Origin of the sequence: Janthinobacterium sp. YR213 (assembly GCF_900099875.1) — a bacterium.
GTDB classification, from domain to species: Bacteria; Pseudomonadota; Gammaproteobacteria; order Burkholderiales; family Burkholderiaceae_D; genus Janthinobacterium; species Janthinobacterium lividum.
Genome location: NZ_FNDA01000004.1, coordinates 714,471 through 741,281, shown reverse-complemented (window position 1 = coordinate 741,281; position 26,811 = coordinate 714,471). Strand labels below are relative to the sequence as shown.

Below are 26,811 nucleotides of genomic sequence, written 5' to 3'. Positions count from 1 at the left end.
GCGGCAGCGCTGAAGGTGTCGCCCAGCATCACTGCCTGCTTCAATAGCGCGATGCCGCCGGCATTGTCGCCGGCCGGATCGCGTTGCGACGCGTCTTGCCCGAGCAGATAGCTGGTCACCAGCAAGCCCGCCCTGGCACGCACCGCGCCATACGCATCGGTGCGCAACTCGGCGCCGGCGCCGCGCAGGCTGCCGCGGTAATTGTCGGCACCGTGGATCAGATGCCCCAGGCTCAGTTCGCTGGCCGCATGGCTGCTTTTCAACTGCACCCGGCCCTGGCTGTCGGTGTCGTCGAACAGCAGCTGGTTGTAGCCGGCCATGCCGCCCACCTTGCCGAACTCCTTGCTGCGGATGCCCCATTGCGCTGCTCCATTGCGGTGCGCCGCGCTGGAGCCGGCGGCGCCATGCCACAGCGGACTGTTGCCGCCCGCCAGATTGCCCTGGCCGGCTACCGCATGATCGTGGGCCGGCTGGAAAACGCCAGCGTCGCCTGGCTCGCGCGTACCACCGCCCGGCGTGGGTACGGTGCCACCTTCGCCCTGTCCGTTGTACAGCGCGCCGATAATGACAGGCCGGTCGATATCGTTTTCCAGGAATTGCACCAGCACTTCCTGACCGATGCGCGGCAGGAACTGGCTGCCCATGCCGCCGCCGGCCGCGCGCTGCGCCACGCGCACCCAGCAAGTCGCGCCCGTCTCCTGCTGCCAGTGGAAGCGGATGCGCACCCGGCCCAGCCTGTCGCAGTAAATTTCATCGGCGCCGCTGGCCGCGTCATTGCCATCGGCGCCCACGACGATGGCGCTCTGGCTGCCCAGGGCGGTCGGCGTGGCGTGCTGGCGCGCATCGTTGCTGTCATGCACCGGACGCCACGGCGTGCTTGCGGTGATCATCTCGATGCAGTTGGCGTAACCGCTGGTTTGCGCCTGGGCGATCGCGGCAGCGACATCGGGAAACCCTGCGCCCCACTCCGCCACGGTTTCTTCCAGCAATTCCGGTATCGGGCCGAACAGTTCCGCCAATCCCTCCAGGGCCGGCACTGGCAGGTTGTTGACGCCGATGCTGGCCACGCGCAGCACGACATACTCGGGCGCCGCCCCATCGGCTGGCTGCAACGGTCCCTGCGCCAGGGTAAAGCGCGTGCCGGCGCGCAGGGTGCGCACGGTCGAGCGCGCCTGCCACAGCTGGGCGCGCGCTTCATGGGCCTGCATCTGCAACTGCGCGTAGCGCTGCGCCTGGGCGCCGCTGGCGTACCAGTACTGGCCCGGTGTGTCGTAGCTTTCCAGCACCGGCGCGTTCTTGCCGCCAAGCGCGATGTTGGCCGGCACGCTGGCGGCCACGGCCTTTTTCGCCTTGTAGTCATAGCTGAGCACGCTGCTCAGGCCCACCTGCAGACTGCGCCGCGCGCTCAATGCCTGCACGCTGTCGCCCGGCTCGCCGACGCGCGCGCCATGAAAGCGCAGCCCGCCCGCCTGTGCGCTGCTGGCGTCCTCGGGCGTGGCGCAGGGCTGGCTGCTATCGGCGAACAGGACCAGTGTGTGCGCCTCGAAGCGCCAGGCGATGCCCTCTTCCGTCAGCAGGCGGCGGATAAAATCGAAATCGGATTCGCGGTACTGGCAGCAATAGCTGCGTTCGCCCAGTTCCTGCATGAAAGATGCGACCTCGTCGCTCCAGCGCCACAGCGCATATGGCGCATACGCCTGCAATACCTCGTCGACGATGGCCGTCACGCTCCGATCTTGCCAGACGCGGCTGTTACGCACTTGCGTCAGCAGAAACAACCAAGGCGTGATGCGCAGGCGGTAGCGCGCCAGGCCGCCATTGCTGCCCAGCATGGCCGCCTCGCTGATGTAGCCGGAAAACTGCGTGCGCGTGCCGTCTGCCAGGCTGATATGCAGGCTGGCCGGCTGGCCCAGCAGGGACGCCAGCGCAACATGGGCGCTGGTGGACAAGGCAATGATGTCGCGCGCGCCGACCTCCTGCAGCCCTTCGTCGGCGGCAAAGGCTTCGACCAGCAAGCTGCCGTTCGCGTCCTCGCCGATGGTCAATTCGTACAGCCGCGTGGCGCTCGTGAAAACGGCCAGTGCGTCAGCAATCTTGTCGGTCGAGGTGGATGACATGCGATTCCCGTCAGTCGTTTACCACGATTTGCATATTTTGCAATTATTGTAGCGAGGAATGTATATCGCAGGAGCGCGATTGAAACCATTGCATGTGCGCCCTTGCCGCTCAGGCGGGCATTACCACGACGCCAGCGCACTGTCCGCCGGTGGTGCCGAGCGCCAGCGCCGGTTTTTCACTGGCCAATTCTACCGCCAGCGCAAGATGGACCAGATCGGCTGCAGCGCCAAAACTGCCTGCCGATTCCATGGGGCTCATCCGCTGTTCCAGCGGGTCGAGACCGGCCAGCAGCTGCAACATGGCGGCAACCACGGCCATGCTTGCCTGCGGGCGGTGATCGGCATCGCTGACAACATGGGCGATATCGGCGGCGTCCATGCCCGACGCCATGAGCGCGGCGGACATCACGCTATTCACGGCGGCGTGCGTCGCGGCACCCTGCACGGTGCTGACCGGTCCCAGTATTGCGGCATGCGCCCAACCCTGCTCCGGCGCCCTGTCCGGGTTCCACAGCACGATGCCGCCCGCACCTTCGGCAGGAATGAAGCCCTGCGGCGCACTGGCGGCAAACACCTGTCCCAGCGCCAAGGCGGGCGCCAGTTCCTCGGGGTCCAGCAAGCTGTCGGCGCCGACGATGATGGCGCAAACGGCAGGCTGGCGAATGCCGTGCTGCAGGGCCGACAGCACCGTGAAAAGACAGGCTTCGCCGGCCGCCATCGGCTGCAAGACATAGGGCATGTCACGCCAGGCCGAATGCTGCCATGCCCGTGCAAAGACTGCGCCCTGCGCCGCGTCGCCGGATATCGCATCGGGCGCCAGCCAATACACGCTCACCGGGCCATCGATGCGGCGAACCAGGCTGCCCTGCTGCGCATGCAGGTCGTCAAGGATGGCGGCGAGCAGGGTCATCACGCGCGGGACACGCAGGCGCGTGCCGGCGGCATGTCCCATCGCACCGAGGTCGAGGGGATCGACGATACCGGCATGGGCCGGGTAACCGGACGGGTGCAGGATCGCCTTGTCGGGCTTGAAGACTTGCTTGCGCGCCTTGCTGCCTTCGGCCGTTTCGGTCACGGCACCATGGGGCGTCAGCGCGCTCCAGGCACCGATATGCAGGCGCACCAGGGGAATCGGCGGCGCCGGCGGTTCCTGCGGCAACTCCTGCGCCGGCGCCGGGATCGCCGTGCTGGCAGGCAAAGACGGCACGGGTCCCGGGGTTGCCAGAAATTGCAGGCCTGTCCAGCCCAGAAAGGCCAGCAGCACGGGCGGTGCGCAGAGCATCAGTATCGCGCGCCCACCTGACAAATCCAGGCGCGATGGCGCCACGCTTGCCAGCAGAGCAATCCAGGCAATGCCGACAATTGCCAGCACAAGTATCCACAAGATTATCCTGAACACCAGCCGGCGGCGCGGACGGTGTACGGGCGGTGCTTGCGGCAAGGAAATATCGCTCATGCTCCGCCTACCCTATCGTGGCCACAGGCAGGCTGGCGATCAGCGCGCAGCCGCAAGCGCTTTTATGCCCATGCAGCGCCACCTTGCGTCCGCCGATACTGAATACGGCACTGCCCTCGATGATCGGATTGCTGCCATGGCCCGGCAATGGACACGCGACCATGTCGCCCACCCTGGCGATGCCGATGCCGCGGATCGTATGCACGGGAGAGGCGCTTGCCACGACGCCGCCGTGGGTCGTCTTGTCGCCGAGCCGGATAATTGCGAGCGCCATGTCAGAATCCCAGCTGATTGCGCCGGAAGGCACTCCAGCCATCTTCAATCGCTTTTACCTGCGTATCGACGCCGTCGCTGATCGCCTTGGCCGCCTTGCTGGCGCCACCCTGCACCTTGCGTGCCGCCTCGGTGGCCATGTCCCGGGCCTGGCTGGCGCCGCTCTGCACCTTGCGCCCGGCTTCGGTGGCCATGTCCTTGGCCTGGTTGACACCGCTTTGCACCTTGCGCCCGGCCTCCGCCGCCAGCTCCTGGGTTGCGTCCGCCACCTCGCCGGCCTTTTTCTGCACGGCCGTCGCGGCATCGGTGATTTCTTTCTTGACGACGTTGACCGAGGTAATGACCATCTGCTGGCCGCGCTTCACGGCAGCGATGACGACCTGCTTGCCGCTCTGATACACCTCCACCGTATAGGTGACGCCAGCACGCACGGTATCGACGACAAATTTTTCACCCACCTTGTACGTATGCGTGGCCACCCGCTTGCCGCCTTCCCAGGTTTCCACCACCACGCCCTCGGCCCGGTGATACACCTTGATCACGCCCTTCTTGATGGCAGTGACGGTATCGTCCAGCCAGTCCAAACCTTGCGCCAGCACATTGCGCGACGATTCTGTCATGCCGCGCGGACGGAAATAACTGAACGGCTCCACGCCGCCCATGAAGCCGGCCTTGGAATCATGCACTGCGGATTTGATGAAATTGAGTACGGGATCGGATGCCGTCGCTTGCCAGGCATCGAGCCGCCACTTTTCCGGGCGTACGATCATGCTGTACTTCATGCCGATGACCTGCAGCGTTGCTGCCGATACCGTGGGCAGAATATGCGACACGGCAAATTCTTTTGCTTTGGCAGCATCCAGCAACAACTCGGCTTCACGCGCAATGCCGGGATGACCTTTTTTGCTGCCACCTGCGCTCTCGGCTTCAATCAGGTCCGGCGTCTTGATTTTTCGCTTGGTCATGGTGCCCCATGTGGAATACAGGGCTTTCATGTGAGCCGTAACAGCTTGCTCGACGGTGGCGGGAGCACCGATTGCTGCCATGTATTGCTTATAAGACGCTTCGACCTCAGGCTTGAGCTCAAAACGATCTTCAAATATTTTTGTTCCAAATTTAGGTAAATCTTCATAGTCAACCAGACGAACGCCGCTTTTGACGGCCTCGCGCATCATGTCGCGCATGGGAACACGTGCATAGTTATTCGATATTTTCTGTTCTTTCAGCGGCTCGTATCCCCCTCCCACATCCGAATGCGCGCCCGGGTAGACGGTCTCCGCCCAACCGGACCTGAGCACGCCGTTTTTCCTGATCAGATCAACGGGAAACGAAAAACGCAGTTCATGGGCTGCCACATAATGCACACAACGTTCGATCGCATGCGGCACCACCAGATTTTTTTCGTTAAAGGGAGTATCAATGGTAAGCGACGGCAAGCCAAACGAGGCGACCGTATCGAATAATCCCATGAAGTTCATACGTATGGGCACGCCTTTATAACGCAACACGCCATCTTTTCCAGTAGCGCACTCTTTCATCATATCGTTGCTGAATGCCCGGGCCAACGCCGCGCCGCGCGAAAAACCGAAGATAGATAGATTAATGATAGTAATCAAACCGTGCGCCTCGATAGCGGAGGCGAGGCCATTGATATTTTCCGGCTTTCCATTTTTTCGGTAAGCCTTTAACGGAATATTCAGTTGCTTGGCATTTTTTACGAGGGCGGCACGTAAATTCTCGTCAATGTTAGTTTGTCCGAACTCGGTTCGTCGTGTTCCACCGGCACCTAATCCCCGCCCTGCAGCCTCTGAATCCTGCATTTTCATTAACTTATTATCTGGCCAATCCATCCAATCGGTAGACTCGTCTTTAAATTTTGTACCTACCCCTGGAACATAAATTGCATAATTTGAATTATGTATATCTCTTAAAAATTGAGCCGATCGCCACATTCGTGCAGGATTAGCCCAGCGGCGAAATTTCTCATCCTCAACCATATTATTACCAGTGCCGTCAAAGTATATACTTATATTCAAAATATCAGCACAGTTCTGTTTTGCATTTGGCTTGCAAGACGGAGTATCACGATTACATGCACGCGCCGCAATCAACTTGTAGTCTTCAGCCATATTATCTTCTCGTAGCGCGGATTTTTTTACCGCGGGCACTAACATCAGGAACGGACTCAGAAAAAATTATCTCGGCGGTATCATCTGGGTAGAGATGCAACCCAAGATAGCGCGTTCCAGCAGGTATCTGTTCAGGCAAAATAACTAACTGGTTCTTCAAGGTCACTACCTCACCTATGCGCGGCGTTCCTTTCGGCCCATCCAATTCCCAGTGTAATGTCTGAATTCCGAACGGAATATGAACACCTGCGATAGTACCAGTAGCACCAAACTTGTTCATCACGCCAAGGTCTTCACCGTTAAAAATAATATTAGTAATGACGTGATCGACATAAGAAATCATCTCCACATTGAGAACTATACCTTTCTGCATTTTTTTTCCTCCTTGACCGCATGCCATCAGTGGCGTCAACAACAATAGTCCGAAAAAACCAAGCACACTTCGTCGTGCTGCAAGTGGCAAAATTTTGTCACCCTCGAAACCGCAACCTTTATCATATTTCATGATGCCTCCTTATTCCCCGTATATCAATTACCTACCTTAGCAACTTCGCTTTATAACTGCTTCACACCAGAATTCAGCATATAAGCTCAATCAGCTCATGGCCTCATTCATTTTTAGCTCTCTTCAAACGGTATTCTTTTCCTCGCTGGGTTCTCTGCGGGAGAAATTCATCGAATCTGACTTCAGCGGTGTTATCCGGATAAAGATGCAAGCCAAGATATCGAGTACCATCGGGTATCTGCTGCCGCGATATTGTCAATTTATTATTTATGATCACAACCTCGCCATTGCGTGGTGTACCTTTTGGGCCACCCAAGGTCCATTGTAATTTCTGGATTCCGAATGGAATACCGACACCGACAATGGTTCCAGTACTACCATATCTGTTCATCACACCCAAGTCAGTGTCGTTAAAAATAATATCGGTAATAACTCTGTCCACATACGAATACATGACCACGTCCAATACTATATATTTCGGCACCGCTCTACCGCACGCGACCAGCGGCATTGACAGCCCCAGCGCAATCAACCTGATGGTGTGACGCCTGTCTGGCGACGAAAGTGCAAATTTTTTACTGGTTGCATTTTTTTCGTCCTTGCCACGCATGTTATTTCTTCCTCGCCGCCAGAATTTTCTCGCCTCGGGCTGTTCGTTCAGGTATGGAGTCCGCAAAGGTTATCTCGGCGGTGTCGTCCGGATAAAGATGCAAGCCAAGATAACGCGTTCCGAGCGGTATCTGCTCTGCTGAAATCACCAACTGGTTTTTGATGGTCACGACCTCACCATTGCGCGGCGAGTCCTTTGGTCCATCGAGCGTCCATTTGAGCGCCTGGATACCGAAAGGAATTCGTACCTCGGTAATGGTTCCAGTGGAACCAAATTCGTCCATCACACCCAAGTCAGTGCCGTTAAAAATAATATCGAAGATGGGCCGATCGACATACGAGACCATCTCCACATTCAGCCATATCTCTTTCCTTACCGCTTGCCCGCACGCCGCCAGTGGCAATATCAGACCACACGCCATCAATCCGAGCGCCAGCCGCCGGCCTGACTTCCTTGCTTCCTGTTCCCAGATGCTCATGGAAACTGGTCCATGGCAGCTTCAAAGCTGATATCGCCAGCCTTGACCTGCGCCAGCAGTGACGCAATGGCCGGGTTGGTCTGCAGCTTGTCGCCGTAGATCAGGGCGGCGCAGGTGTAGTTAAGAATGTCGCGCATGCCGGACAGCTTCAGTTTGCGCGCGGCCAACAGGTGTTTTTGCACGAGGCGATAGTGTTGCGCGGGTGGAATATCCATCAGCAATTGCGGCTGGTTTTCCTGCAGCATCGACAAAAGCTGGTCCGGCATGCCCGCTTCGACCAGCATGTCGACCTGCACCTGGGCCAGCTTGAGCGGCAAGGTCACCCGGTGGGGAGCCAGGCCGTTGTCGTTTTCCCCTGGCAGCACCTGCTGGGGATGGCCATCGCGGTCCCAATACCACCATGCTACTATGCCTTGCAGCAGGCGCTCGCGCTGGGAAACGGTCAGCGCCGGCACCCCCACGTGCAAAGTCAGGTCGCTTTTCTGTCCCGTCAGGGTGCCCAGGATGGCCGGGTCCCAGAAGGCAAAAATCATGTCGGTGCCGTCCGGCAGCAGTATTTCAGTAAACGCCGCCAGGCTTTCCCACAGCGTGTCGAAATCATCAGTACTTGCAAGCAGCGTAAAGCTGGCAGGATGGCTGGCGGCGCCTTGCACGATGTCCGGCCACGCTTCGGTATCGGCAGCCAGTGGCGACAACGCCACCAGATGGGGCGCGTACGCTTCCGTATCGGACCCGAGCGCCGCCGGCAGCAGGCACTTGCTGTGCATGCTGATCTGCTCTTTTTCAAAGCGCGCCAGCAGCGTGCCGTCCTGCGCCTGGTCGACAATGGCATAACAGCTCAGTTCACGATTGTCGAGCGCGTTTGCCAGGTTTGCTGCAAACGAAGCCTGATCCAGAGGCAAAAAATTCATCGTTGAGATCCTTTGTTGACGAAGGCGGTACGCTGTTTTGCGCGCTTTTTCAGGCATTCCAGGCAGACTTCCTTGGGCAGCACCGGCAGCGCATACGGCATCGTCTTGGGCCCTGGCATCGAGAAGTCGGCGTTATGGCTGATGCGCTGGCCACTCGTCATGTCGGTAATGCCCGCGCCGTTGATCCTGATGGCCGAGCCATCGGCACCGAGGATGATTTCCTTCTTGGCGAAAATTTCAATGCGGTCGGTGGCTGACAGCAGGCGCAATACCTTTTCGGCGATGATGTCGATGTCGCCGCCGTGCGCCTGGATCTCGACCTTTCCTTTCGCGGCGAACAGCTTGATGCCCGCGTTGTATGCAAACAGGCTGATCTTTTCCTTGACGCTGGCGATCAGGCTTTTACCGACAGCCAGGTTGGCATCCTCGCCCGTCGACATCGTGAGCTGTTCGCCGCTGTGCAGGTGCGTGCTCTTCGGCGTGGCGAGGCCGATGCCGGCCGGCGACGCCGCCAGCAGTACCGGCTCGGCGAAGCGGTTGGCGCCCTGCTGGCCGGCGCCGTCGTATTGCGCCTGGGTCGCGTCGATGAATTGCTGGAACGCCTGCTGCCCCGGCAGCGCCTCGGCACTGGACTTTTCCGCCACGTCCGACAGGTTTTGCGCCAGCTCGTGCGCCTGCGTCAGCTGATCGTACGCCTCGCGCACGTCGAGCTGGGAGCCGCGCCCGCCGGGCCGGCCGTAGGTGCTGATGTACAGTCCCTTTTGCGTGGTGATGGCGCCATACGCATCCGAATTGAGGGCGAAGCCGGAACCGAAAAAGCCGTCGCGCTGATTGCCCTGCTGTCCCACCAGATAGCCCAGGTTGAGCTGTGCATGGGTATTGCTGCTGTACAGCTGCACCCGGTTCTGCTCGGTGTTATCGTCCATCACCAGCTGGTTGAAGCCCGCGCCCTTGTATTCTTTCGATTTGTAGCCCGACATGCGCCCATCGGTATGCCACTGCGGCGCTTGTTCGCCGTTGTAGATGCGGCCCGTAATGATGGGCCGGTCCACGTCCCCGTCGAGGAAGGTGATGATCACTTCCTGGCCGACGCGCGGCACATGCACGGCGCCATATCCCTCGCCGGCATTCGGATAGCTCACGCGCACCCAGCACGACGCCTTTTCATCGCCGGGATTGAGGCGGTCCCAATGGAAGCGCACCTTCACGCGGTTCAGGGTATCGGTATGGATTTCCTCGCCGGCCGGGCCGACCACGGTGGCCGTTTGCGGATGCATGGCCGGCTTGGCGTGCACGAAGGCACTGCGGTACTCCACGCTGCGGCGCTGCACTTCGAAGCGGTTGAAGCAGTGGCCGATGCGCTCATCGCCGGTACCGGTCGGGGCCAGGTCGGCACGGTTCAGGCCCGCCTCTTCCTTGAACTGCTGCAGCCGGCCTTTCAGGCTGCCCGAAAAATCCTGTTGCATGCTGGACAGCGGCAGGTTGTTTTCGATTGCCCATTCCACGCCCAGCACGACGAACTGGCGCTCCTCGGCCGCCTCTTCGGCGTGGGCCGGATGGTCGAGCAGCGTAAACCAGCAGCCTACCGGCAGCCGGCGCACGCCCGAGGTGCCAAAAAACCGCTTGATGCGCGATTCCCACTCCTGCACCCTGAGGCGCGATTGTTCCGCGCCATGCTCGGTGTCGGCGCTGCTGTAGGCGCCCGTATATTCGTAAACCTCGAGCTGCGACGGAATGCTGCCGTGCCCGGGCAATATCTGCACGGCATCCTGGTGATTGCTACGGGGCGCCTTGTAATCATAGGTGCGGGTCGCCAGCTGGCTGTTCGACAGCGTGCGGGCGCCGCCCCACTGGACGATCTTGTCCAGTTCCTCGGTGCCAGCTGCGCGGTGAAAGGCAATCTGCCCGGGCTGCAACGGCTTGAGCGATTGCACCGAATCGGTGATGATCCACTGATGGCCGCTGCCATCGGCCGGCTGTTCGACATAGCCGTACCAGCCTTCGCTTTCCAGCATGCGCATGACGAATTGCCAGTCCGTCTCGTATTGCGTGCAATACGAGCGCTGGCGCACCGCCTGGTTCAGGTCGAACCTGAACTTGCCCTGGCATTGCGGATGGCCGCCCAGCACATCGGCGATGATGTCGTCGGCGCCCTTGTTCTGCCAGATGCGCGCATCCTTGCGGAACTTGAGGAAGTGCAGGCAGCTGGCAAAAGCGATCTGGTAGGCCGACAGCTGCCCATCGCTGCCGAGCTTCCTGGCCGTATGCACGTAACCGTGGATGGGGCTGTAACTGGCGTCGGGCTGCAATACCCACAAGGTCACTTCCTGGGCGATCAGCTGCTTGAGTTCCACCGCATCGTCGAGCGACAGCAGATCGACGACATAGTCGTATCCCAGGCTCACGCGGTCGACCGCATGGACGCGCTGCGCCAGCAAGACATCGGCGCCCAGCGGCGTGTCCAGCTTGAGCAGCCGGGCGTGCTGTCCGATCCCTGCAAACAGATTGTCTGTTCCCTGCTCCGGATTAGCCATGCATGTCCATTTCCATTCCCTTGAGTGACGCTGCGCCTGCCGGCGCAGCCATGTTGCTTCGCGTGCGCATGCTTACTTGATGGTGTACTTGAACTGCCCCTGCTTGCTGGCGCTGACCTTGATTTTCGTGATCGCTGCGCCTTCGGCCATTTTGGCCAGCACCGACTCTGCGATCTCGGGCAGCACGGTGCCGTTGAGGATATTGTCGACGTTGCGCGCACCCGAATCGACTTCGGTACAGCGCGCCAGCACTGCCTCGACCAGCGCCTCGTCGTGGCTGAATTCGGCCTTGTGATTGGCCGCGATGCGCTGGGCGATCTTGCCCAGTTTCAGGCCAATGATATTGACCAGCACATCGTCCGAGATCGGATAGAACGGGATCACTTTCAAGCGTCCCAGGAAGGCCGGCTTGAAGGTCTTCACCAGTTGCGGGCGGATCTTTTCCTCCAGCTGTTCCGGCGTCGGCAGGTCTGGCGCCGCCACATTCAGGCAGGCTTGCATCAGGATGCCCGAACCGACGTTCGAGGTGAGGATGATGATGGTATTTTTAAAGTCGATCTCGCGCCCTTCGGCATCCTCCATCACGCCCTTGTCAAAGACCTGGAAGAACAGTTCGAGCACGTCCGGGTGGGCTTTTTCCACTTCGTCGAGCAGCACCACGCTGTACGGGTTGCGCCGCACGGCCTCGGTCAGCACGCCGCCTTCGCCGTAGCCGACATAGCCGGGCGGCGAGCCTTTCAGGCCCGATACGCTGTGCGCTTCCTGGTATTCGCTCATGTTAATGGTGATCAGCTTGCGTTCGCCGCCATACAGCACGTCGGCCAGCGCCAGCGCCGTTTCCGTCTTGCCCACACCGGACGGGCCGACGAACAGGAACACGCCCTTCGGCTTGTTCGGGTCGTCCAGGTTGGCGCGCGAGGTGCGCACGCGCTGCGCCACCGCCTCGATCGCATGCGACTGGCCCAGCACGCGCTCTTCCAGCATATCCTTCAGTTTGAGCACCGTGCGGATTTCATCCTTGACCATCTTGCCGAGCGGGATGCCGGTCCAGCCGGCGACGATTTCCGCCACCACGTGGCCGTCGACCTGCACCGGCACCATCGGCGTTTCACCCTGCAGCGCACGCAAGTCCTTCAGCAAGGCTTGCAGGTCGCCGGCCTGGCTGGCATCGGGTTTCGCACCGGCGCTTTCCAGCTCCTCGCGTGCCGCCTTGACCTTCCCGGTCAGGGTCTTTTCGTTTTCCCAACGCGCGGCCAGCGTCGCATGCTCGCCGGCAGCCGCGCTGCGCTGCGCGCGCAAGTCCTTCAGGCGCACCGGGTGGTTCCCGCCGCTCTTTTCCTCGCGCTCGAGCGTGGCGACTTCGGCGTCGATGCGCTCAAGCTTTTTGACCAGGTTTTCCAACAGGGCCGGCGTGGCGTTCTGGCCCAGCGCCACCTTGGCGCAGGCGGTATCGAGCACGCTGATGGCCTTGTCGGGCAGCTGCCGCCCCATGATGTAGCGGTGCGACAGCCGTACCGCTTCGGTGATGGCTTCGTCGTAAATGCGCACGTTGAAATGCTTTTCCATCAGCGGCGCCATGCCGCGCAACATGGCGCAGGCCAGTTCCTCGCCCGGCTCCTCGATCTTGACGACCTGGAAGCGGCGCGCCAGCGCGGCGTCCTTTTCAAAATATTTCTTGTACTCACCCCAGGTGGTGGCGGCGATCGTGCGCAGCTCGCCGCGCGCCAAGGCCGGCTTGAGCAGGTTGGCCGCGTCGTTCTGGCCGGCCGTGCCGCCGGCGCCAATCATGGTGTGCGCTTCATCGATGAACAGGATGATGGCGTGCGGGCTTTTCTTGACTTCGTCGATGACGTTTTTCAGGCGGTTCTCGAACTCGCCCTTGACGCTGGCGCCAGCCTGCAGCAGGCCCATGTCCAGCGTATGGATCTCGACGCCCTTCAACACATCGGGCACGTCGTCCTGCGCGATGCGCAGCGCCAGCCCTTCGACCACGGCTGTCTTGCCCACGCCCGCCTCGCCCGTCAGGATGGGATTGTTCTGGCGGCGGCGCATCAGGATATCGATCGTCTGGCGGATCTCGGCATCGCGCCCGATCACCGGATCGACCTTGCCGTCGCGCGCGCGCGCCGTCAGGTTGGTGGTGAACTGGTCCAGCGCCGGGGTTTTCGACGCGGCCGCGCGCCCTTCCAGTTCGCCGACCGGATCGCCGCCCTCCCCCGCCTCGCCATCGGCAGCCGGGGCGCCTGCCGCTTCCTGCGAGCCTTGCGTGATCTTGTCGAGGTTGTGCTTCAGGTCGTCGAGCTTGAATTTGTTGAACAGTTTTGAACCGCGGTAAGCCAGCTGCGCCAGCTCCGGGTCGGTCAGCAGCGCCTGCAGCAGATGGGCGCTGCGGATGCTGGCCTGGCGGCCGGCCTGCACGTCGAGCGACGCGATCAGCCAGGCGTTTTCAAACAACTTCGGCAGCCTGGGCGAAAACACGGGGGTGCGCGCATTGCCGGTCTGCAGGCGCGCCACTTCGGCCTGCAGGTCCGCTTCGAGCATGCTGACGCTGATGCCGCTGTGGCGGGCGATCAGCGCAAAGTCGCTGGCCGGCTGTTCCAGCAGGGCCAGGAACAGGTGTTCCAGGTCGACCTCGTATTGTCCGAGGCCGACGCAGATGCCGGCGGCGCGGGTGGCGGCGGTGCGGCTGGTGTCATTGAGCTTGCTGATCAGCGTCTTGAGGTTGATGCTCATGGGGCAAAGGTCCTTGTGTGGAAACGGATAAAAAAGAAAGATGGTTCATGCCAGCGCATGCAGTTCGTAGCGCACGTCGCCACGGTCCTGCGCGGCGCCGGAGGTGATCAGGAAGCTGTCCCAGCCCAGCCGCCCGCCGCTGCGCGGCTGCTCCAGCGTGACGCCATGCACATCCTCGGCGCGCAACACCAGCTGCACTTCGTATTCGAGGCACAGTCCGGTAAACATGGTGAGCATTTTTTCCAGCGCACGCGCCGCCGCGCCGCCCGGCAGAAAGGCGTCGAAATGCATGCGCGCCAGCGGTCCGACCACCAGCCGCATGCGCAAGTCGCGCTGCCAGACGCGCGCGCCGACCAGCGCGGTCGAACCCAGCATGGCGTTCATGCCGCCCAGGCTGCTTTGCTGGTCAGGCGGCACGTCGTACCAGCAGCCAACAAACTGGGTCACCTTGATGGTCTGGCCGAAATAGGCCGACAATACCTGGCCGATCGCCACCGCCGATGGCGGCCTATGCCGCATGGCGGCCGCAAAAAACCCCACCGACTCGTCGAGCACGCCATCGCCATCGTCGTACAGGCGCTGGCGCAGCGACGCATGGCCCAGGCCCGCCAGCGACAGCAGCAGCGGCAGGAACTTGTCCCTGCCATCGAGCTGGTACTTGAGTTCCAGGCGGTACTTGCGCCACGCTTCGTAGAACAGCGCCAGCGCGCGGCTGGAAAAGGTGTCGAGAAAGGCGCGCGGTCCTTCGTCCTTTTCGTACAGCTGGTGCGCGGCGATGCGTTCGGTGTAGTGGGCCGGCAGCGCGCCGGCCACGCCGAGAAAGCCCATGAAGGCAGGCGTGATGCGGACGTATTTCAGTTCGCCGCCCCGCACGGCCTCGCCCAGCGCGCGCATGTCGGCCGCCAGGGCGCCCAGCTCGCGCGGTTCCGCCTGCACCGCTTCAAGCTGGCTGGGCGCAAAATTGAGCGACACCGAATTTTGAAAGCGCAGGTAGTTGGCCACCGCGCCCTCGCGCGCCATGCCGTTGCGAACCAGCCAGAGTTCGAGCATGCGCACCGCCTGGAAGTACTGGAAGCGGTAAGGCTCGGCGAACAGGCGCTCGATTACACTAGGCTCAAATCGCCGCTGCGTGGTTTGCATCGCAACAACTCCTCTCCCGATTTTTTCGACAGCACCACCAGTTGGGTAAAACTGTTGGCATGCACGTACAGGCCGAGAAAACACTCGACGATATGGGCAAACGCATGGATGCCGCTGCCCACAAACGCTTCCTCGTCGAGCGTCAGCCGCACTTCCAGGCCGCGCACCAGGCAGGCGAAGGGATTGCCGGGCAGCCAGGCGTTGGCCGCCTTGTGGTCGATTGCAGCAATGCCGCTGATCTGCCGTTGCGAGGTCGCCGAGCGGGGCAAGTCATACAGGGTCAGCATTTCCTGGAACGCTTCCAGGCCGCTGCCCGACAGCGACAGATGGTTCAGCGACAGGTGCGAGATCAGGCGCCAGTGCGCGCCGCGCCCCCGCTCGAAGCGGTGCGATTCCGTCGGCTTGCGCAGGAAGTGGATGCTGCGCACGCTCGATCCGCCTTCCAGGAACAGGTCGCCGCCGCGCAGGCCATAGGTAAGTTGCGCCGGCAGGTCGCGGTTGGTGCAGCTCAGCTCCAGGCTGAGGGTATCGGTTTCAATCGCGGCCGGATCGAAATCGATGTCGACGATGGAAATCTCGGTCTCGTAACCGGGGCTTTTCTCGCTGATGGTGTCATCGCGCCGCATCACCCAGTAATGGCCATCCCTGGCCGGCATCTGGCCGTGGCGCAGCGAATAGAACGGGCGAAATTCCGTGATCGACTCCCCTTGCGGCGTCTGGCGCACCAGCTTGACCGATTCGATGGCCTGCACCTCGAAGGCGTAGGCGCGGCGCGCATCGGCCAGCACCGGATAGCTGGCGGCCGTATGCGTCAGCCGGATCGGCTCGCCGCGCAGGCGGAACAGGTTGACCACCGGCGTGCAGCCCAGCAGCAGGTTATTCGTCGACATGGTGCCCAGCATGCGCGCCGTATTTGAATCCGTGCGCAGCCCGGCCAGGGCCAGGTGCAAGGTGATGCGCCGGCAGCCGGACGGCAGCGGCGCGCACAGCGCGGCCAGGTCGATGTCGAAAAAATTGAATTTTTCGGGAAAACAGAAGTATTCGGTCAGCAGCCGGTAGGCCGGATGCGAACGGGCCGAAAACGGAATCAGCGCATCGTCCTCGGCATAGCCGGCGGCGCTGACGGGGATCTGCGCCAGCGCGCTCCAGCGTCCGCTGTCATCCGCTTCCACATAGGCCTTGAGCGTGCGCATGAACAGCGCGTCGCGCAGCGCCGCGCAAAACGAAGGCTCGCCGTCGATGAACACGCGCAGCTTTTTGACACCCAGTTGCGCCAGACTGATCTGATCGGCGGTCGCTTCGATGACGATGCTGACGCTGGAGGTGGCGTTAGGCGGCAGTTGCACCTGCTCGGGCGCGTCGATGATGGCGGCAAACGCCGCATGCGTCAGCGCCAGCGGCGCCACGGTGACCGGATACGCGGTGCGGAAGGTGCACGCGACGCCCTTGACGGGGCGCGTCGCCAGTTCGGTGCCGCGCGCAATCTCGGTGGCGGCCGTCAGCTGCGCCGCCGCGCCGCTGTAGTCGAGACGCGCGATCGAGCACGAAGGAAACGGCCGCAGGTAATGCGGATACAGTACCTCGAACAGCGCCTCGGTGAATTCCGGGTAATCGTCATCGAGGCGTTTCGAGATGCGCGAATTGAGCAGCGCGAAGGACTGGATCATGCGCTCGATATGCGGGTCTTCGCAGACTTCGCCGCCGATCAGCAGCCTGCCCGCGATCTTCGGGTAGCGCTCGGAAAACTCGCGCGAATAGCGGCGCAGGAAACCCAGTTCACGTTCGTAATACGGCAATAATTCTTCCAAGTTCAGGCTCCTTGCGCCGCACGGCGCGCCTTGCTGATCGTGTAATGCAGGCTTGACGGCTGCAGGATGGCGTCGAAGTTGACGGGTTCCTGGGCCGAGTGCACCACCAATAGCGCGGTGATGGCGAAATTGAGACGGTTGATCGAGCCTTCCTGGATTTCCAGCGAAGCGCGCACGCTGCGCAGGCGCGGCTCATGGCGCGCGATGGCCTTTTCCAGGCACTGGCAGATATACGCGCGGTCATCGGAACTCGACAGGCTCAGGCCGGCGAAATCATTGAGGCCGTAGGTGACAATCGAGCGGCCGCATTCGGGAAATTTTTTCAGCAGCGCTTCCGGTATCACGGTGCGCGTGTTGAGCAGCGCCTCCAGGTCGCGCGCCACGGTGTCTTTCAAATCCTCCAGCGACAGGCGCGAGACGGTGCTACTGGAAGCGCCCTGGACAGGCGTGTCCATCAGGCGGTCGAACAATCCCGGCGTAAAACCCTTCATCGGTATCCCGTCATTGGCAGTGGGAAGGAACAAAAGGGCGGCCTGCGGCGGCCCTTTGATTCAGGAGCATCAGTCACGCAGGCACAAGCCGGAGTCACCGTCGGCGGCTAGCCGGAACGGCTTCATCCGGCAAGGGCCGTTGCCGATCAAATCGTCTTGTTGGCCGACAGATCCCAGCCGCCAGAGGTATTGCCGCCTGAGCCGCCACCGACTTTTTGCTGCGTGTATTTCCACTTGACCTTGGAATACTTGATCGACACATTTTCGCCGAGGATGTCGCCAGCCGCGACGGACGGCGCCACGCTGCTGATCAGCACGTTTTCCAGTTCGATCTCGAAGTACTTGATGCGCTCGCCCTGGCCGTCAGCACGCAGGAATTCGAATTTGGCTTTCGGGATCGTTTTACCGGATGAGCAATTTTGCAGCAGCAGCGGCGTGGCGAGGTCGGCCAGCTTGGCGACCACGATATCCTTGTGCTCGGTACGTTCGGCGGTGTGGCCGCCGCCGGTCGAGGCGGTGGCGGACTTCGGCTGCAGCACTTCCCACTGAACCGACTTGCATTCGATCCAATCTTTGTGGGAGGTGTCGGTGGATTCGCCTTTGATACCATCAATTTGCAAGTAAACGTCGATTGCCATGTCATTCCTTTCGGTTGTTTATGAAAAAATCAGGATTTGGTCGATTGCGGCAGCTCCGCGACCAAACGGAGTGAAACGGACAGCTCATCGAGCTGGAAATGGGGACGCAGGAAGGAAATGGCGCGGTAGACGCCCGGACGGCCAGGCACTTCCGACACCTGCACCGATGCTTCGCGCAGCGGGAACTGGGCCTTCTGCTCCTGGCTGGCGTTATCGTCGAGCAGCACGTATTGCATCAGCCAGCGGTTGAGGAAATCTTCGACGTTGGACGCGGCGGCAAAGCTGCCGATCTTGTCGCGCATCATCGCCTTCATGTAATGGGCGATGCGCGAGACGGCAAAGATGTATTGCAGCTGCGACGACAGCACCGCATTCGCGTTGGCGGAATCGGTGTTGTACTTCTTGGCCTTCTGCGCCGACTGGGCGCCGAAGAACGCCGCGTAATCCGTGTTTTTGCAATGCACCAGCGAAATGAAACCCAGGTCGCTCAGCTCTTTTTCGCGGCGGTCGGTAATCGCAATCTCGGTCGGGCATTTCAGCGCCACTTCGCCCTCGTCGGTCTTGAAGGTATGGGTCGGCAAGTCTTCGACCAGGCCGCCGCCTTCCACGCCGCGGATCGCCGCGCACCAGCCGTAATCGTCGAAGGCCGCCGTCAGCTTGGCGCCGAAGGCATAGGCGGCATTGCACCACAGGTATTTCTGGTGGTTGGTGCCATCGACATCCTCGACGAAGTTGAAGCCGTCGACGGTGGCGCCGTCGGCCGGATTGAACGGCAGGCGCCCCAGGTAGCGCGGCAGCGTGAGGCCGACGTAGCGCGCATCTTCCGATTCGCGGAACGACTTCCACTTCGCATATTCGACCGTGTCGAACACCTTGGCCAGGTCGCGCGGCTTGCCGAGGTCGGAATAGCTCTCGAGGCCGAACAGCTCGGGCGATGCGGCCGAAATGAAGGGCGCGTGGGCGGCAGCGGCCACATGCGACATCTGTTCGAGGAAATACATGTCTTCGGGCTGGCGCGTGAATTCGAAGTCGCCCAGCAGCGCGCCGAATGGAGCACCGCCGAAAGTGCCGAACTCTTCCTCATACACTTTCTTGAACATGGTCGACTGATCGAATTCCAGCGCGCTCTGGAAATCGCGCACCAGCTCGCGCTTGGTGGCGTTGAGCAGCTTGATCTTCAGGTTGGTGCCGGTGGGCGTGTTATCAACCAGGTGATGCAGGCCGGTCCAGCTGCTTTCCAGCTTCTGGAATTCGGGCGCATGCATGATGACGCTGAGCTGGCGCGAAATGAGTCTGTCCAGCTCGGCAACGCGCGCATCGATGGTGGCCGCCAGGTTGTCCGACACCACCACGGTGCCCTCCATCACCTGGCTGACCAGTTCTGAAATCAGATCCTTGGCGCGTGCATGCTCGACGCTGGATTTGGCAACCTTGCTTTGTTCGACGATCTGGTCAAGCAAGCCGATATCGGTGGTCGCGGCAGCGCCGGACGCGGGGGTCAGTTGAGCGGACATGGGATCAGTCTTTCTTGGCGGTGGATTGTTGTTCCAGCTGGGCCAGCTTTTCCGTGCTGTTGAGCACGTCGTTCAGGATATCTTCCAGCTTGTCGTTGCCGGCCAGCTTGTTGCGCAGGTCGGCCAGCTTGGTGCGCGCCTCGAGCAGGCGGCGCAATGGCGCCACCTGCTCCACCACCGCCTCGGGACGGAAGTCGTTGAGCGACTTGAAGCGCAGGTCGACGCGCAACTGGCCGCCTTCATCGCTGAGCTCATTGCTGACGCCAAACGCCGCGCGCGGCTCGACGCCCTTGAGCACCTCGTCGAAATTGTCGCGGTCAATGCCGATGAACTTGCGGTCCTTCAGCCGTTTCTGCTCGACTTCCGAATTGCCGCCGAAGTCGCCCACGACGCCCATCACGAAGGGCAGTTCCTTGTTTTCAATCGCATCGCCGATTTCCACGTCATACGTCATCTGCACGCGTGGCGGCCGGACCTTTTGCAGGCGTTTTTGAACACTTTCTTTTTTTGACATGACACATCCCTTCACGAGTAATCGGCGGCATCCGCGATGCCCTGGTAGATTGCTACTGCCTCAGCTTCACTTCAAACCATCGAAGGGATTGGCACTGCTGTCAGCAGTCTTGCTCTGTCCCTTGCGCGGCGGACGCGCCGGCTGCTTGTCGCGCGCCTGCGCCGCGGCAGGCGCCGGTACCAGCACGGTTTCGCCCAGGCTTTCGCGCAACAGCTTGGCCAGATCCTGCGATTCCGTGCGCAGCGGGCCGGACAGGTTGTTCTGGCGGCTCAGGTCGGCCAATGCACGCGTCGACAGGCGCAGTCCGCTGATCGCAATGACGCTGTTGGCCAGTTTGTCGGCGGGGTCGCGCACCAGCACTTCCTGGGCATTGATGATGGCGTCGCCGTACTGGCCCGCCTCATAGCGGGTCTGCGCCATGCGGACCCATGGATTCTTATCGGCTGGGAATTCGACAGCGGCTTGTTTCCACAAACCCATGGCCGCTTCGTTGTTGCCCGAACTGGCAGCCTGGGTCGCCTTTGCCATCAGATCGTCGAGCGAGGGCGGCGGTGGCGCCGTCTTGACCGCTGGTGCGGTGCTGCAGGCACTGAGCGTCAATGCGCAAGCGACTGCGGCAAAAAAATGGAGTGTGAATTGGCGAGACATGGTCTGATTTCCCTCAAAAAAAAAGATGACGCGGTCATTAAAAAACTTGCAATTTATAGTTGCCAAATTCTTATTTTTGCGAGACTAACACGGATTGAATATTGACTCCGTTCAATAGAAAATACGCGAAAACTCACAATCCGATCGGCCGCAAAGGCAGGCGCCATGCGGGAAACGTACCGTACGCGCCTTTCTTCCAGATAATGTTAATGTTGTTGCAGTTGCGAAAAAAGCACATAATTTCTTATTGCAAAGATTGAATGATCGGATGCACCTGCAAGGCGCCGATCGCGCTGCAAAAGAGCCCGGGAGCGGCACCGTTCTCCGCGCTTTTACTTCCTCGGGAAAAAGGGCAATCGATGAGCATTACAAGCAAATTGTTATGGGGTGAAGGCCTGTTTCTGCGCCCCCAGCACTTCCAGCAGCAAGACCGGTACCATGAACATCGCCTGCACGAAAGCATCAAGGCGCTGCATCCCTACGCCTGGGGTGTCAACCACGTGCAGATCGACCGCGATGCGCTGAGCAATAACACGCTGCGGCTGCTGGAACTGTCGCTGGTGTTCCAGGATGGCGAAATCTACAACGCTCCCGGCGCCGACGAGTTGCCCGAAGCCCTGGACCTGAGCAAGCTGCTGCAATCACAGCAAACCGTCACGTTTTATGCCGCCCTGCCCGCCTTCAAACACTTCGGCGGCAACTTTGCCGCGCCCGACCAAACCAACAGCGCAGCCCGCTACGGTCAGACCAACCTGGAAACGCCCGACCTGTACACCCATGCAGCGCAGGCCGAACTGGCCTACCTGCAAAAATCGCTGCGCCTGGTGGCCGAATCGGAACCGCGCGATTCGTATGTGAATTTTCCGTTGCTGCGCCTGCGGCGCCTGTCGACCGGCGGCTTCGAGCCGGACCCGTCGTTCGTGCCGCCGAGCCTGTCGATCCGCAGCGCCCCGCTGCTGTTCCTGCAACTGCGCCGCCTGATCGATGCGCTGCAGGCAAAGGTCAACGCCCTGTACGGCCACCACCGCGAGCCGAGCAAGAATGTGATCGAATTTCGCTCCGGCGACATGTCCTCGTTCTGGCTGCTGCACACGGCCAGTTCGGCCTTTGCCTCGCTCAGCCATTATTTCCATCATCCGGCGCTGCACCCGGAGCGCCTGTACGAAGCGCTGCTGGCCCTGGCCGGCGCGCTGATGACGTTCTCGAAAACCCATGCACTGGCCGACCTGCCGGCTTACCAGCACACCGATCCGGGGCCGTCGTTCGCGCGCCTGCACGCGATCATCCGCGAACTGCTCGACACGGTGATCTCGTCAAAATATTTCGCCATTGCATTGACCGAAATCAAGCCGTCTTACCATCACGGCAAGCTCGATTCGGGCAAGATCGACGACAAGACCGCGTTTTACCTGGGCGTCTCGGCCGACCTGCCGGGCGTGGAACTGGTGGACGTGGTGCCGCTGCGCTTCAAGATCGGCGCGCCCGACGATGTGGAAAAATTCGTGCTGTCGGCCCTGCCCGGCGTGCGCCTGCAGCACACGCCGCAAGTGCCGGCCGCCGTGCCCGTGCGGCCCGATACGTACTACTTCACCATCGAAGCGAAGGGCCAGATGTACGACCGCATGCTGCAGGCCCAGTCGATTTCGATCTACGTTCCGTCCGGCATGCGGGATCTGAAACTTGAACTTGTCGCCATTACTTCCTGAAGATAAACGATGAATGCAAACGCCCCCTCCCTGATGTCCGGCGGCTCCGCCGCTTACGCATCGAGCGTACCTGCCGGCCCGGGCACGGAACATACGCTGACGGACCTGATGTACGACGGTTTCTACGCGCTGTTCATGCTGAAAAACGGCAGCGGCCCGCAAGACAATGCCGACTTCATCAGAAAGATGACGCAGTTTCTCGACGAATTCGGGCACGCGGCGAAAAAACATGCGGCCTCGGCCGACGATATCGATGCCGCCAAATATGCATTTTGCGCGGCGGTCGACGAAATCATCCTGCGCTCGCCGTATGCCATCCGCGACGACTGGGCGCGCCGCCCGCTGCAACTGGTGCTGTTCGGCGACCAGCTGGCCGGCGAGAATTTCTTCATCCGTCTTGAAGCCCTGCGCGCACGCGGCAGCGCCCACCTGCAGGCGCTGGAAGTGTTTCACATGTGCTTGCTGCTCGGTTTCCAGGGGCGGTACATCCTGGAAGGCTCGGAAAAACTGGCCTACCTGACGGCCCGCCTGGGTGACGAGATCGCCCAGATGAAGGGCAAGAAAGCCGGCTTTGCGCCACATGCGGAACGCCCCGACCAGATTGCGCACAAGTTGCGCAACGATGTGCCGCTGTGGGTGCTGTGCTCGATATTCGCGCTGATCTGTGCACTCGGCTACCTGGGCCTGCGCACCATGCTGGCCAAAAACACCGAACAGCAGATGAACGCCTACAGCGATATCGTCAAACTGGCGCCGCGCACGGCCAACCTGACCATCACGTTGCCTTAATGAGCGGCCCGGCAACGACAGAGGCCGCCCTGGGGGTGTTCGGCACCGGCCTGTCCCAGCATGCGCGGCTGATCACGCTTGCCACGGCGCAGGAATCGAACCTGCCCGAATCGCTGATGGCCGAGCGGATGACGGGCCGCGAGGCGGTCAATGAGCTGTTCCGCTTCGAGGTCGATGCCTTGAGCACGGCGGCGGGCCTGGACCTGGCCAGCTTTCTCGGGGAAGAAATCACGCTCAAGCTGCTGCAGCCCGACGGCAGCTGGCGCGCCTGGCACGGACTGTGCACCGACTGCGGCTTTGCCGGCGCCGATGGCGGCGTGGCGCGCTACCGGCTGCGCCTCGAGCCTGCCCTGGCCTTGCTGGGCTTGCGCCGCGACAGCTATATCTTCCAGGACAAGAACGCGCGCGACCTCATCACGGAGCTGCTCGGCGACTATCCGCAGGTCCGTTTCGAATTCGATGTCAGCCAGGAACTGGCGCCACGCCCCGTCTGGACCCAATACCGCGAAAGCGACCTGGCCTTCCTGACCCGCGTGCTGGCCTTCGAAGGCCTGAGCTGGCGCTTCGAGCACGAACAGGATGGGACGGCGCAACAAGGCGAACAACAGAACGCGCAGCAGGCAAAACACAAGCTCGTGATTTTCGACAGCAAGGCGGTCGCGCCGCCGACACCGGGCGTGGCTGGCGTGCGCTTTCACGGCGTGCGCGCCAGCGATACCGATGACGCCATCGACAGCTTCAGCGCGCGGCGCCAGGTGCGGCCCAATGCGGTCGGCATCAGCAGCTGGGACCCGCAGCAACTGGCGGCGCCGGCCGCCGAACACAGTTCGAGCCTGCAGGCGGGCGAGCTGCCACCCCTGCCCCTGTACGACGGCTCCGGCGAACGGCGCTATGCCGACAGCACGGCGGCCGATCCGCACGGCCTGCGCATGCTGCAGGCGCTGGAACTGGAGAACAAGCAATTCACGGGCGCTGGCGCGGTGCGGCGCATGGCGGCCGGCCACGCCTTTAACCTGCTGCAGCACGAGCACTATGCCGATGGCGCCAACCAGTTCACCGTGCTCTGGGTCGAGCACGAAGCACGCAACAACCTGGGGCCGGCCGGCGGCGCGCTGACGGCGCTACTGTCGAAACTGTCGGCAGTGGCCAGCCTGAGCGACGTCGCCAGCCTGCTCGATGGCCAGCTTGAGGCCGGCACCTACCGCAATACCTTCGCTTGCGCGCGGACCAGCGTGGCCATCGTGCCGCTCGCCACCGCCGCGCGCGTGGCCAGCAGCGCACTGGGGCCGCAAACGGCGCTGGTGGTCGGCCTGCCCGACAGCGTGGCGACCACCGGGCGCGACCACCAGGTACGCATCCAGTTCGCCTGGCAACGGGGCGGCGCCGCCAATCCGGGCGGCATGGCGCACAACACGGATCAACAGGGTAACGCACCCGGCAATGAAGCGTCAGGCACCTGGGTGCGCGTTGCCGAAGCCTTGGCCGGCCCGAACTGGGGTTCGCAATTTACGCCGCGCATCGGCACCGAAGTGCTGGTCGACTTCATCGAAGGCGACATGGACCGTCCGCTGGTAGTGGCCCAGCTCTATACCGGCAGCGACGCGCCGCCGTATGTGGCCGGCGTCGGTTCGGACGTCAATCACGCCGGCGTCATTTCCGGCATCCACAGCCACAATTTCGATGGCGGCGGCTATAACCAGTGGGTGATCGACGACACGCCGGGCCAGTTGCGCACCCGCCTGGCGACGAGCAGCGCGGCCACGCAGCTGAACCTCGGCTACCTGGTACAGCAGGGCCCCAACACGGCCCAGCGCGGCAGCTATCGCGGCAGCGGTTTCGAACTGCGCACCGATGCCTGGAGCGTGCTGCGCGGTGGCGAAGGCGTGCTCATCTCGACCACCGCCCGCGCACAGACTGGCGCGGGCGTTGCTTCTACCCAGCTCGACACCATGGAAGCGCTGGCCCAGCTGAAAGGCGCGGCCGAACTGAACAAGTCGCTGGCCGAGGCCGCACAGCAACAAACCGCCCTGTTCAGCCAGGACGCGAAACAGGCCCAGCTGGACTTGATCAAGCAGATCGATCCGCAGCAGGATGGCAAATACCAAACGAGCGTGGGCGGTCAGGAAGCGCTGAAAGCCAGTGCAGGCGAGCGCAAGCTGGCCGCCGACCAGCCGGTGGAAAAGTTCGGCCAGCCGCTGGTACTGATGGAAGCGCCTGCCAGCATCAACTGGGCCACGCCCGGCTCGACCGTGGTGTTTGCCGCCCAGCAGTTGCACTGGACGACGCAAGCGGACTTGCACATGACGGCCGGCCACACCTATTCATCCGTGTCGGCCAGCGCGCAAGGACTGTTTACCCACACCGGCGGCATCCAGGCGATTGCCGCCAACGGCCCCGTCTCGCTGCAGGCGCATACGGGGCAACTGGAAATCCTGGCCGACAAGGCCATTACCGTGATCTCGGTCAACGACTGCATCGACATCAAGGCCAATCAGAAAATCACGCTGCAGGCCGGGCAATCGTCGATCACGCTTGAAGGCGGCAATATCACGTTTACCTGTCCCGGCAACTTCACGGTCAAGGGTGGCCAGCACGTGTTCAACGGCGGCGCCAGCGCGGCGGGCGTGCTGCCGGCGCTGCCGGATACGCGCATCAAGCTGTTCGATGAGGGCTTTGTGCTGCGCGACCGCGACACGGGCGAAGCGATGCCGCGCCAGCCCTACCGCATCAAACGCGAAGATGGCAGCTATGAGAGCGGCATGACCGACGAAAAGGGCTTGACGCATGTGATTGCGGCCGCCGCCACCGAGGCGCTGGTGATCGAGCTGCTGAAAACCGTGGGCGGCCAGGATTCGGCACCGGCACCGGCATCCGCCCCCTCTTCCGCACCGGCGCCGGTGCCAGGTTCGCCAGGGCAGCCGGCAGCCAGGGCCAGCACCCCGCCGGAACCCAAATACAAGCCGGCAGGCGACTCCAGCACCACGCCGGTGGACAACAAGCGCCGCAAGGAAGTGCTGGTCAAGCTGCCGGCCTGCTGGATCGAGGACTACGAAAAGGAAATCGCCGGTCCCTCGTATGGCCGCTATGCGCAGCCTTACCAACACGACGGCACGCCGCACAAATACAAGGACAGGATCTGGTTCAAACTGTACGTGCCGTCAAAATCGGACGGTCCGGTGGTGGTGGAAGTGCGCTTCAAGGCCATCACGGTACTGGACGCCGCAGGACAGGCGCTGGAAGAGAGCGACAAGGGCACGGAATCGGCGGCGCTGCGCGTCAAGCAGCGCGCCAACGTGGTGGCGCTGGCGAAGAAAAACGCGACGGCCGGCATCGAAGGCAACTGGAACAACAAGTTCCGGCTTGAAATCAATGATCCGCAATGCGGACAAAAAGTGTTGCCCGTGGTTTTCCGCGTCCTCTGGGTCGACGAAAATCAGCATTACACGCTGCAGATCCACAAGCGCTATGACCGCGAAAACGTGACCGGCGACGTGATGAACGTCTCGCTGGCAACGGCACTGACCACGTATGCGCATGAATTCGGGCATTGCGTCGGCATGCCCGACGAATACTCGTACACGGAATTCGAAGAAACGGTACGCTATTTCAAGCCGGACGGCACGCTCGACGAGCCCATCGTCTGCCACGTCAACGGCACCTCGCCGGAAGACCTGACGCAATCGATCATGTCGTACGCAGAAGGCGCGCGTATCCTGAAACGCCACGGCTGGAATATCGCGATCGAGGCGCAGGAATTATTGAGCAAAAAAATCGGCAGGAAAATACGATGCGATATTGTCTGACCCTGCTTATCTAT

Annotated in this window: 20 protein-coding genes; 3 read left to right on the top strand and 17 right to left on the bottom strand. The window is 61.7% G+C overall.

All coding sequences use genetic code 11. From position 1 onward, the window contains the following. The 17 genes from BLT98_RS21010 to BLT98_RS20940 form a co-directional block, all read right to left on the bottom strand. Positions 1 to 2,117: type VI secretion system Vgr family protein (locus BLT98_RS21010; RefSeq protein ID WP_092611046.1), on the bottom strand; the 2,117-nt coding region annotated here is incomplete at its 3' end. Positions 2,118 to 2,226: 109 nt separating this feature from the next. Beyond that, on the bottom strand, positions 2,227 to 3,573 hold the full coding sequence (locus BLT98_RS21005; RefSeq protein ID WP_139179343.1) for a hypothetical protein: 1,347 nt from the start codon (positions 3,571 to 3,573) through the stop codon (positions 2,227 to 2,229). 7 nt (positions 3,574 to 3,580) lie between these two features. Continuing rightward, complete coding sequence (locus BLT98_RS21000; protein ID WP_034788038.1) at positions 3,581 to 3,847, bottom strand: PAAR domain-containing protein; 267 nt, start codon at positions 3,845 to 3,847, stop codon at positions 3,581 to 3,583. 1 nt (position 3,848) lies between these two features. Next, complete coding sequence (locus BLT98_RS20995; RefSeq protein ID WP_170846448.1) at positions 3,849 to 5,975, bottom strand: phospholipase effector Tle1 domain-containing protein; 2,127 nt, start codon at positions 5,973 to 5,975, stop codon at positions 3,849 to 3,851. A gap of 1 nt (position 5,976) precedes the next feature. Next, positions 5,977 to 6,480 carry a hypothetical protein gene (locus BLT98_RS28900; RefSeq protein WP_139179342.1) on the bottom strand — a complete coding sequence of 168 codons (504 nt, stop codon included), beginning with the start codon at positions 6,478 to 6,480 and terminating at the stop codon, positions 5,977 to 5,979. 103 nt (positions 6,481 to 6,583) lie between these two features. Further along, positions 6,584 to 7,090, bottom strand: a complete 507-nt coding sequence (locus BLT98_RS28895) for a hypothetical protein (protein ID WP_139179341.1) — start codon at positions 7,088 to 7,090, stop codon at positions 6,584 to 6,586. A gap of 1 nt (position 7,091) precedes the next feature. Next, positions 7,092 to 7,568: a hypothetical protein gene (locus tag BLT98_RS20990; protein ID WP_092611037.1), complete on the bottom strand. Its 477-nt coding sequence runs from the start codon at positions 7,566 to 7,568 to the stop codon at positions 7,092 to 7,094. Further along, a complete protein-coding gene (locus BLT98_RS20985) occupies positions 7,565 to 8,479 on the bottom strand; it encodes a DUF4123 domain-containing protein (RefSeq protein ID WP_170846447.1) in 915 nt (304 codons plus the stop codon). Before BLT98_RS20985 ends, BLT98_RS20990 begins: the two co-directional genes overlap by 4 nt. Next, positions 8,476 to 11,013 (bottom strand): type VI secretion system Vgr family protein, encoded by a 2,538-nt coding sequence (locus tag BLT98_RS20980; RefSeq protein WP_092611034.1) that lies wholly within the window; start codon positions 11,011 to 11,013, stop codon positions 8,476 to 8,478. Before BLT98_RS20980 ends, BLT98_RS20985 begins: the two co-directional genes overlap by 4 nt. A 72-nt stretch (positions 11,014 to 11,085) precedes the next feature. Next, positions 11,086 to 13,746 carry a type VI secretion system ATPase TssH gene (tssH, locus tag BLT98_RS20975; protein WP_092611031.1) on the bottom strand — a complete coding sequence of 887 codons (2,661 nt, stop codon included), beginning with the start codon at positions 13,744 to 13,746 and terminating at the stop codon, positions 11,086 to 11,088. A 45-nt stretch (positions 13,747 to 13,791) separates the two neighbouring features. After that, positions 13,792 to 14,886 carry a type VI secretion system baseplate subunit TssG gene (gene tssG, locus BLT98_RS20970; RefSeq protein ID WP_034777849.1) on the bottom strand — a complete coding sequence of 365 codons (1,095 nt, stop codon included), beginning with the start codon at positions 14,884 to 14,886 and terminating at the stop codon, positions 13,792 to 13,794. Continuing rightward, positions 14,850 to 16,694, bottom strand: a complete 1,845-nt coding sequence (gene tssF / locus BLT98_RS20965; RefSeq protein ID WP_070257334.1) for a type VI secretion system baseplate subunit TssF — start codon at positions 16,692 to 16,694, stop codon at positions 14,850 to 14,852. The genes tssG and tssF overlap by 37 nt, the downstream gene beginning before the upstream one ends. 2 nt (positions 16,695 to 16,696) lie before the next feature. After that, positions 16,697 to 17,185, bottom strand: coding sequence for a type VI secretion system baseplate subunit TssE (gene tssE, locus BLT98_RS20960; RefSeq protein WP_034777804.1), 489 nt, complete (start codon positions 17,183 to 17,185; stop codon positions 16,697 to 16,699). A gap of 146 nt (positions 17,186 to 17,331) precedes the next feature. Beyond that, positions 17,332 to 17,823, bottom strand: coding sequence for an Hcp family type VI secretion system effector (locus BLT98_RS20955; RefSeq protein WP_034752191.1), 492 nt, complete (start codon positions 17,821 to 17,823; stop codon positions 17,332 to 17,334). Between the two features lie 29 nt (positions 17,824 to 17,852). Beyond that, positions 17,853 to 19,337 (bottom strand): type VI secretion system contractile sheath large subunit, encoded by a 1,485-nt coding sequence (tssC, locus tag BLT98_RS20950; RefSeq protein ID WP_034777802.1) that lies wholly within the window; start codon positions 19,335 to 19,337, stop codon positions 17,853 to 17,855. Positions 19,338 to 19,341: 4 nt separating this feature from the next. Beyond that, complete coding sequence (gene tssB, locus BLT98_RS20945; RefSeq protein ID WP_070257339.1) at positions 19,342 to 19,851, bottom strand: type VI secretion system contractile sheath small subunit; 510 nt, start codon at positions 19,849 to 19,851, stop codon at positions 19,342 to 19,344. Positions 19,852 to 19,917: 66 nt separating this feature from the next. Then, complete coding sequence (locus tag BLT98_RS20940; RefSeq protein ID WP_244517603.1) at positions 19,918 to 20,499, bottom strand: tetratricopeptide repeat protein; 582 nt, start codon at positions 20,497 to 20,499, stop codon at positions 19,918 to 19,920. A 359-nt stretch (positions 20,500 to 20,858) separates the two neighbouring features. Here BLT98_RS20940 and tssK point away from each other — a divergent pair, with 359 nt between their 5' ends. The 3 genes from tssK to tssI are packed head-to-tail and all read left to right on the top strand — an operon-like array spanning position 20,859 to position 26,797. Continuing rightward, entirely contained in the window at positions 20,859 to 22,205 is a 1,347-nt protein-coding gene (gene tssK, locus BLT98_RS20935) for a type VI secretion system baseplate subunit TssK (protein ID WP_070257341.1), read from the top strand. A gap of 9 nt (positions 22,206 to 22,214) precedes the next feature. Continuing rightward, positions 22,215 to 22,994, top strand: a complete 780-nt coding sequence (gene icmH / locus BLT98_RS20930; protein WP_034777796.1) for a type IVB secretion system protein IcmH/DotU — start codon at positions 22,215 to 22,217, stop codon at positions 22,992 to 22,994. Beyond that, complete coding sequence (tssI, locus tag BLT98_RS20925; protein WP_092611028.1) at positions 22,994 to 26,797, top strand: type VI secretion system Vgr family protein; 3,804 nt, start codon at positions 22,994 to 22,996, stop codon at positions 26,795 to 26,797. The genes icmH and tssI overlap by 1 nt, the downstream gene beginning before the upstream one ends. Positions 26,798 to 26,811: the final 14 nt, after the last annotated feature.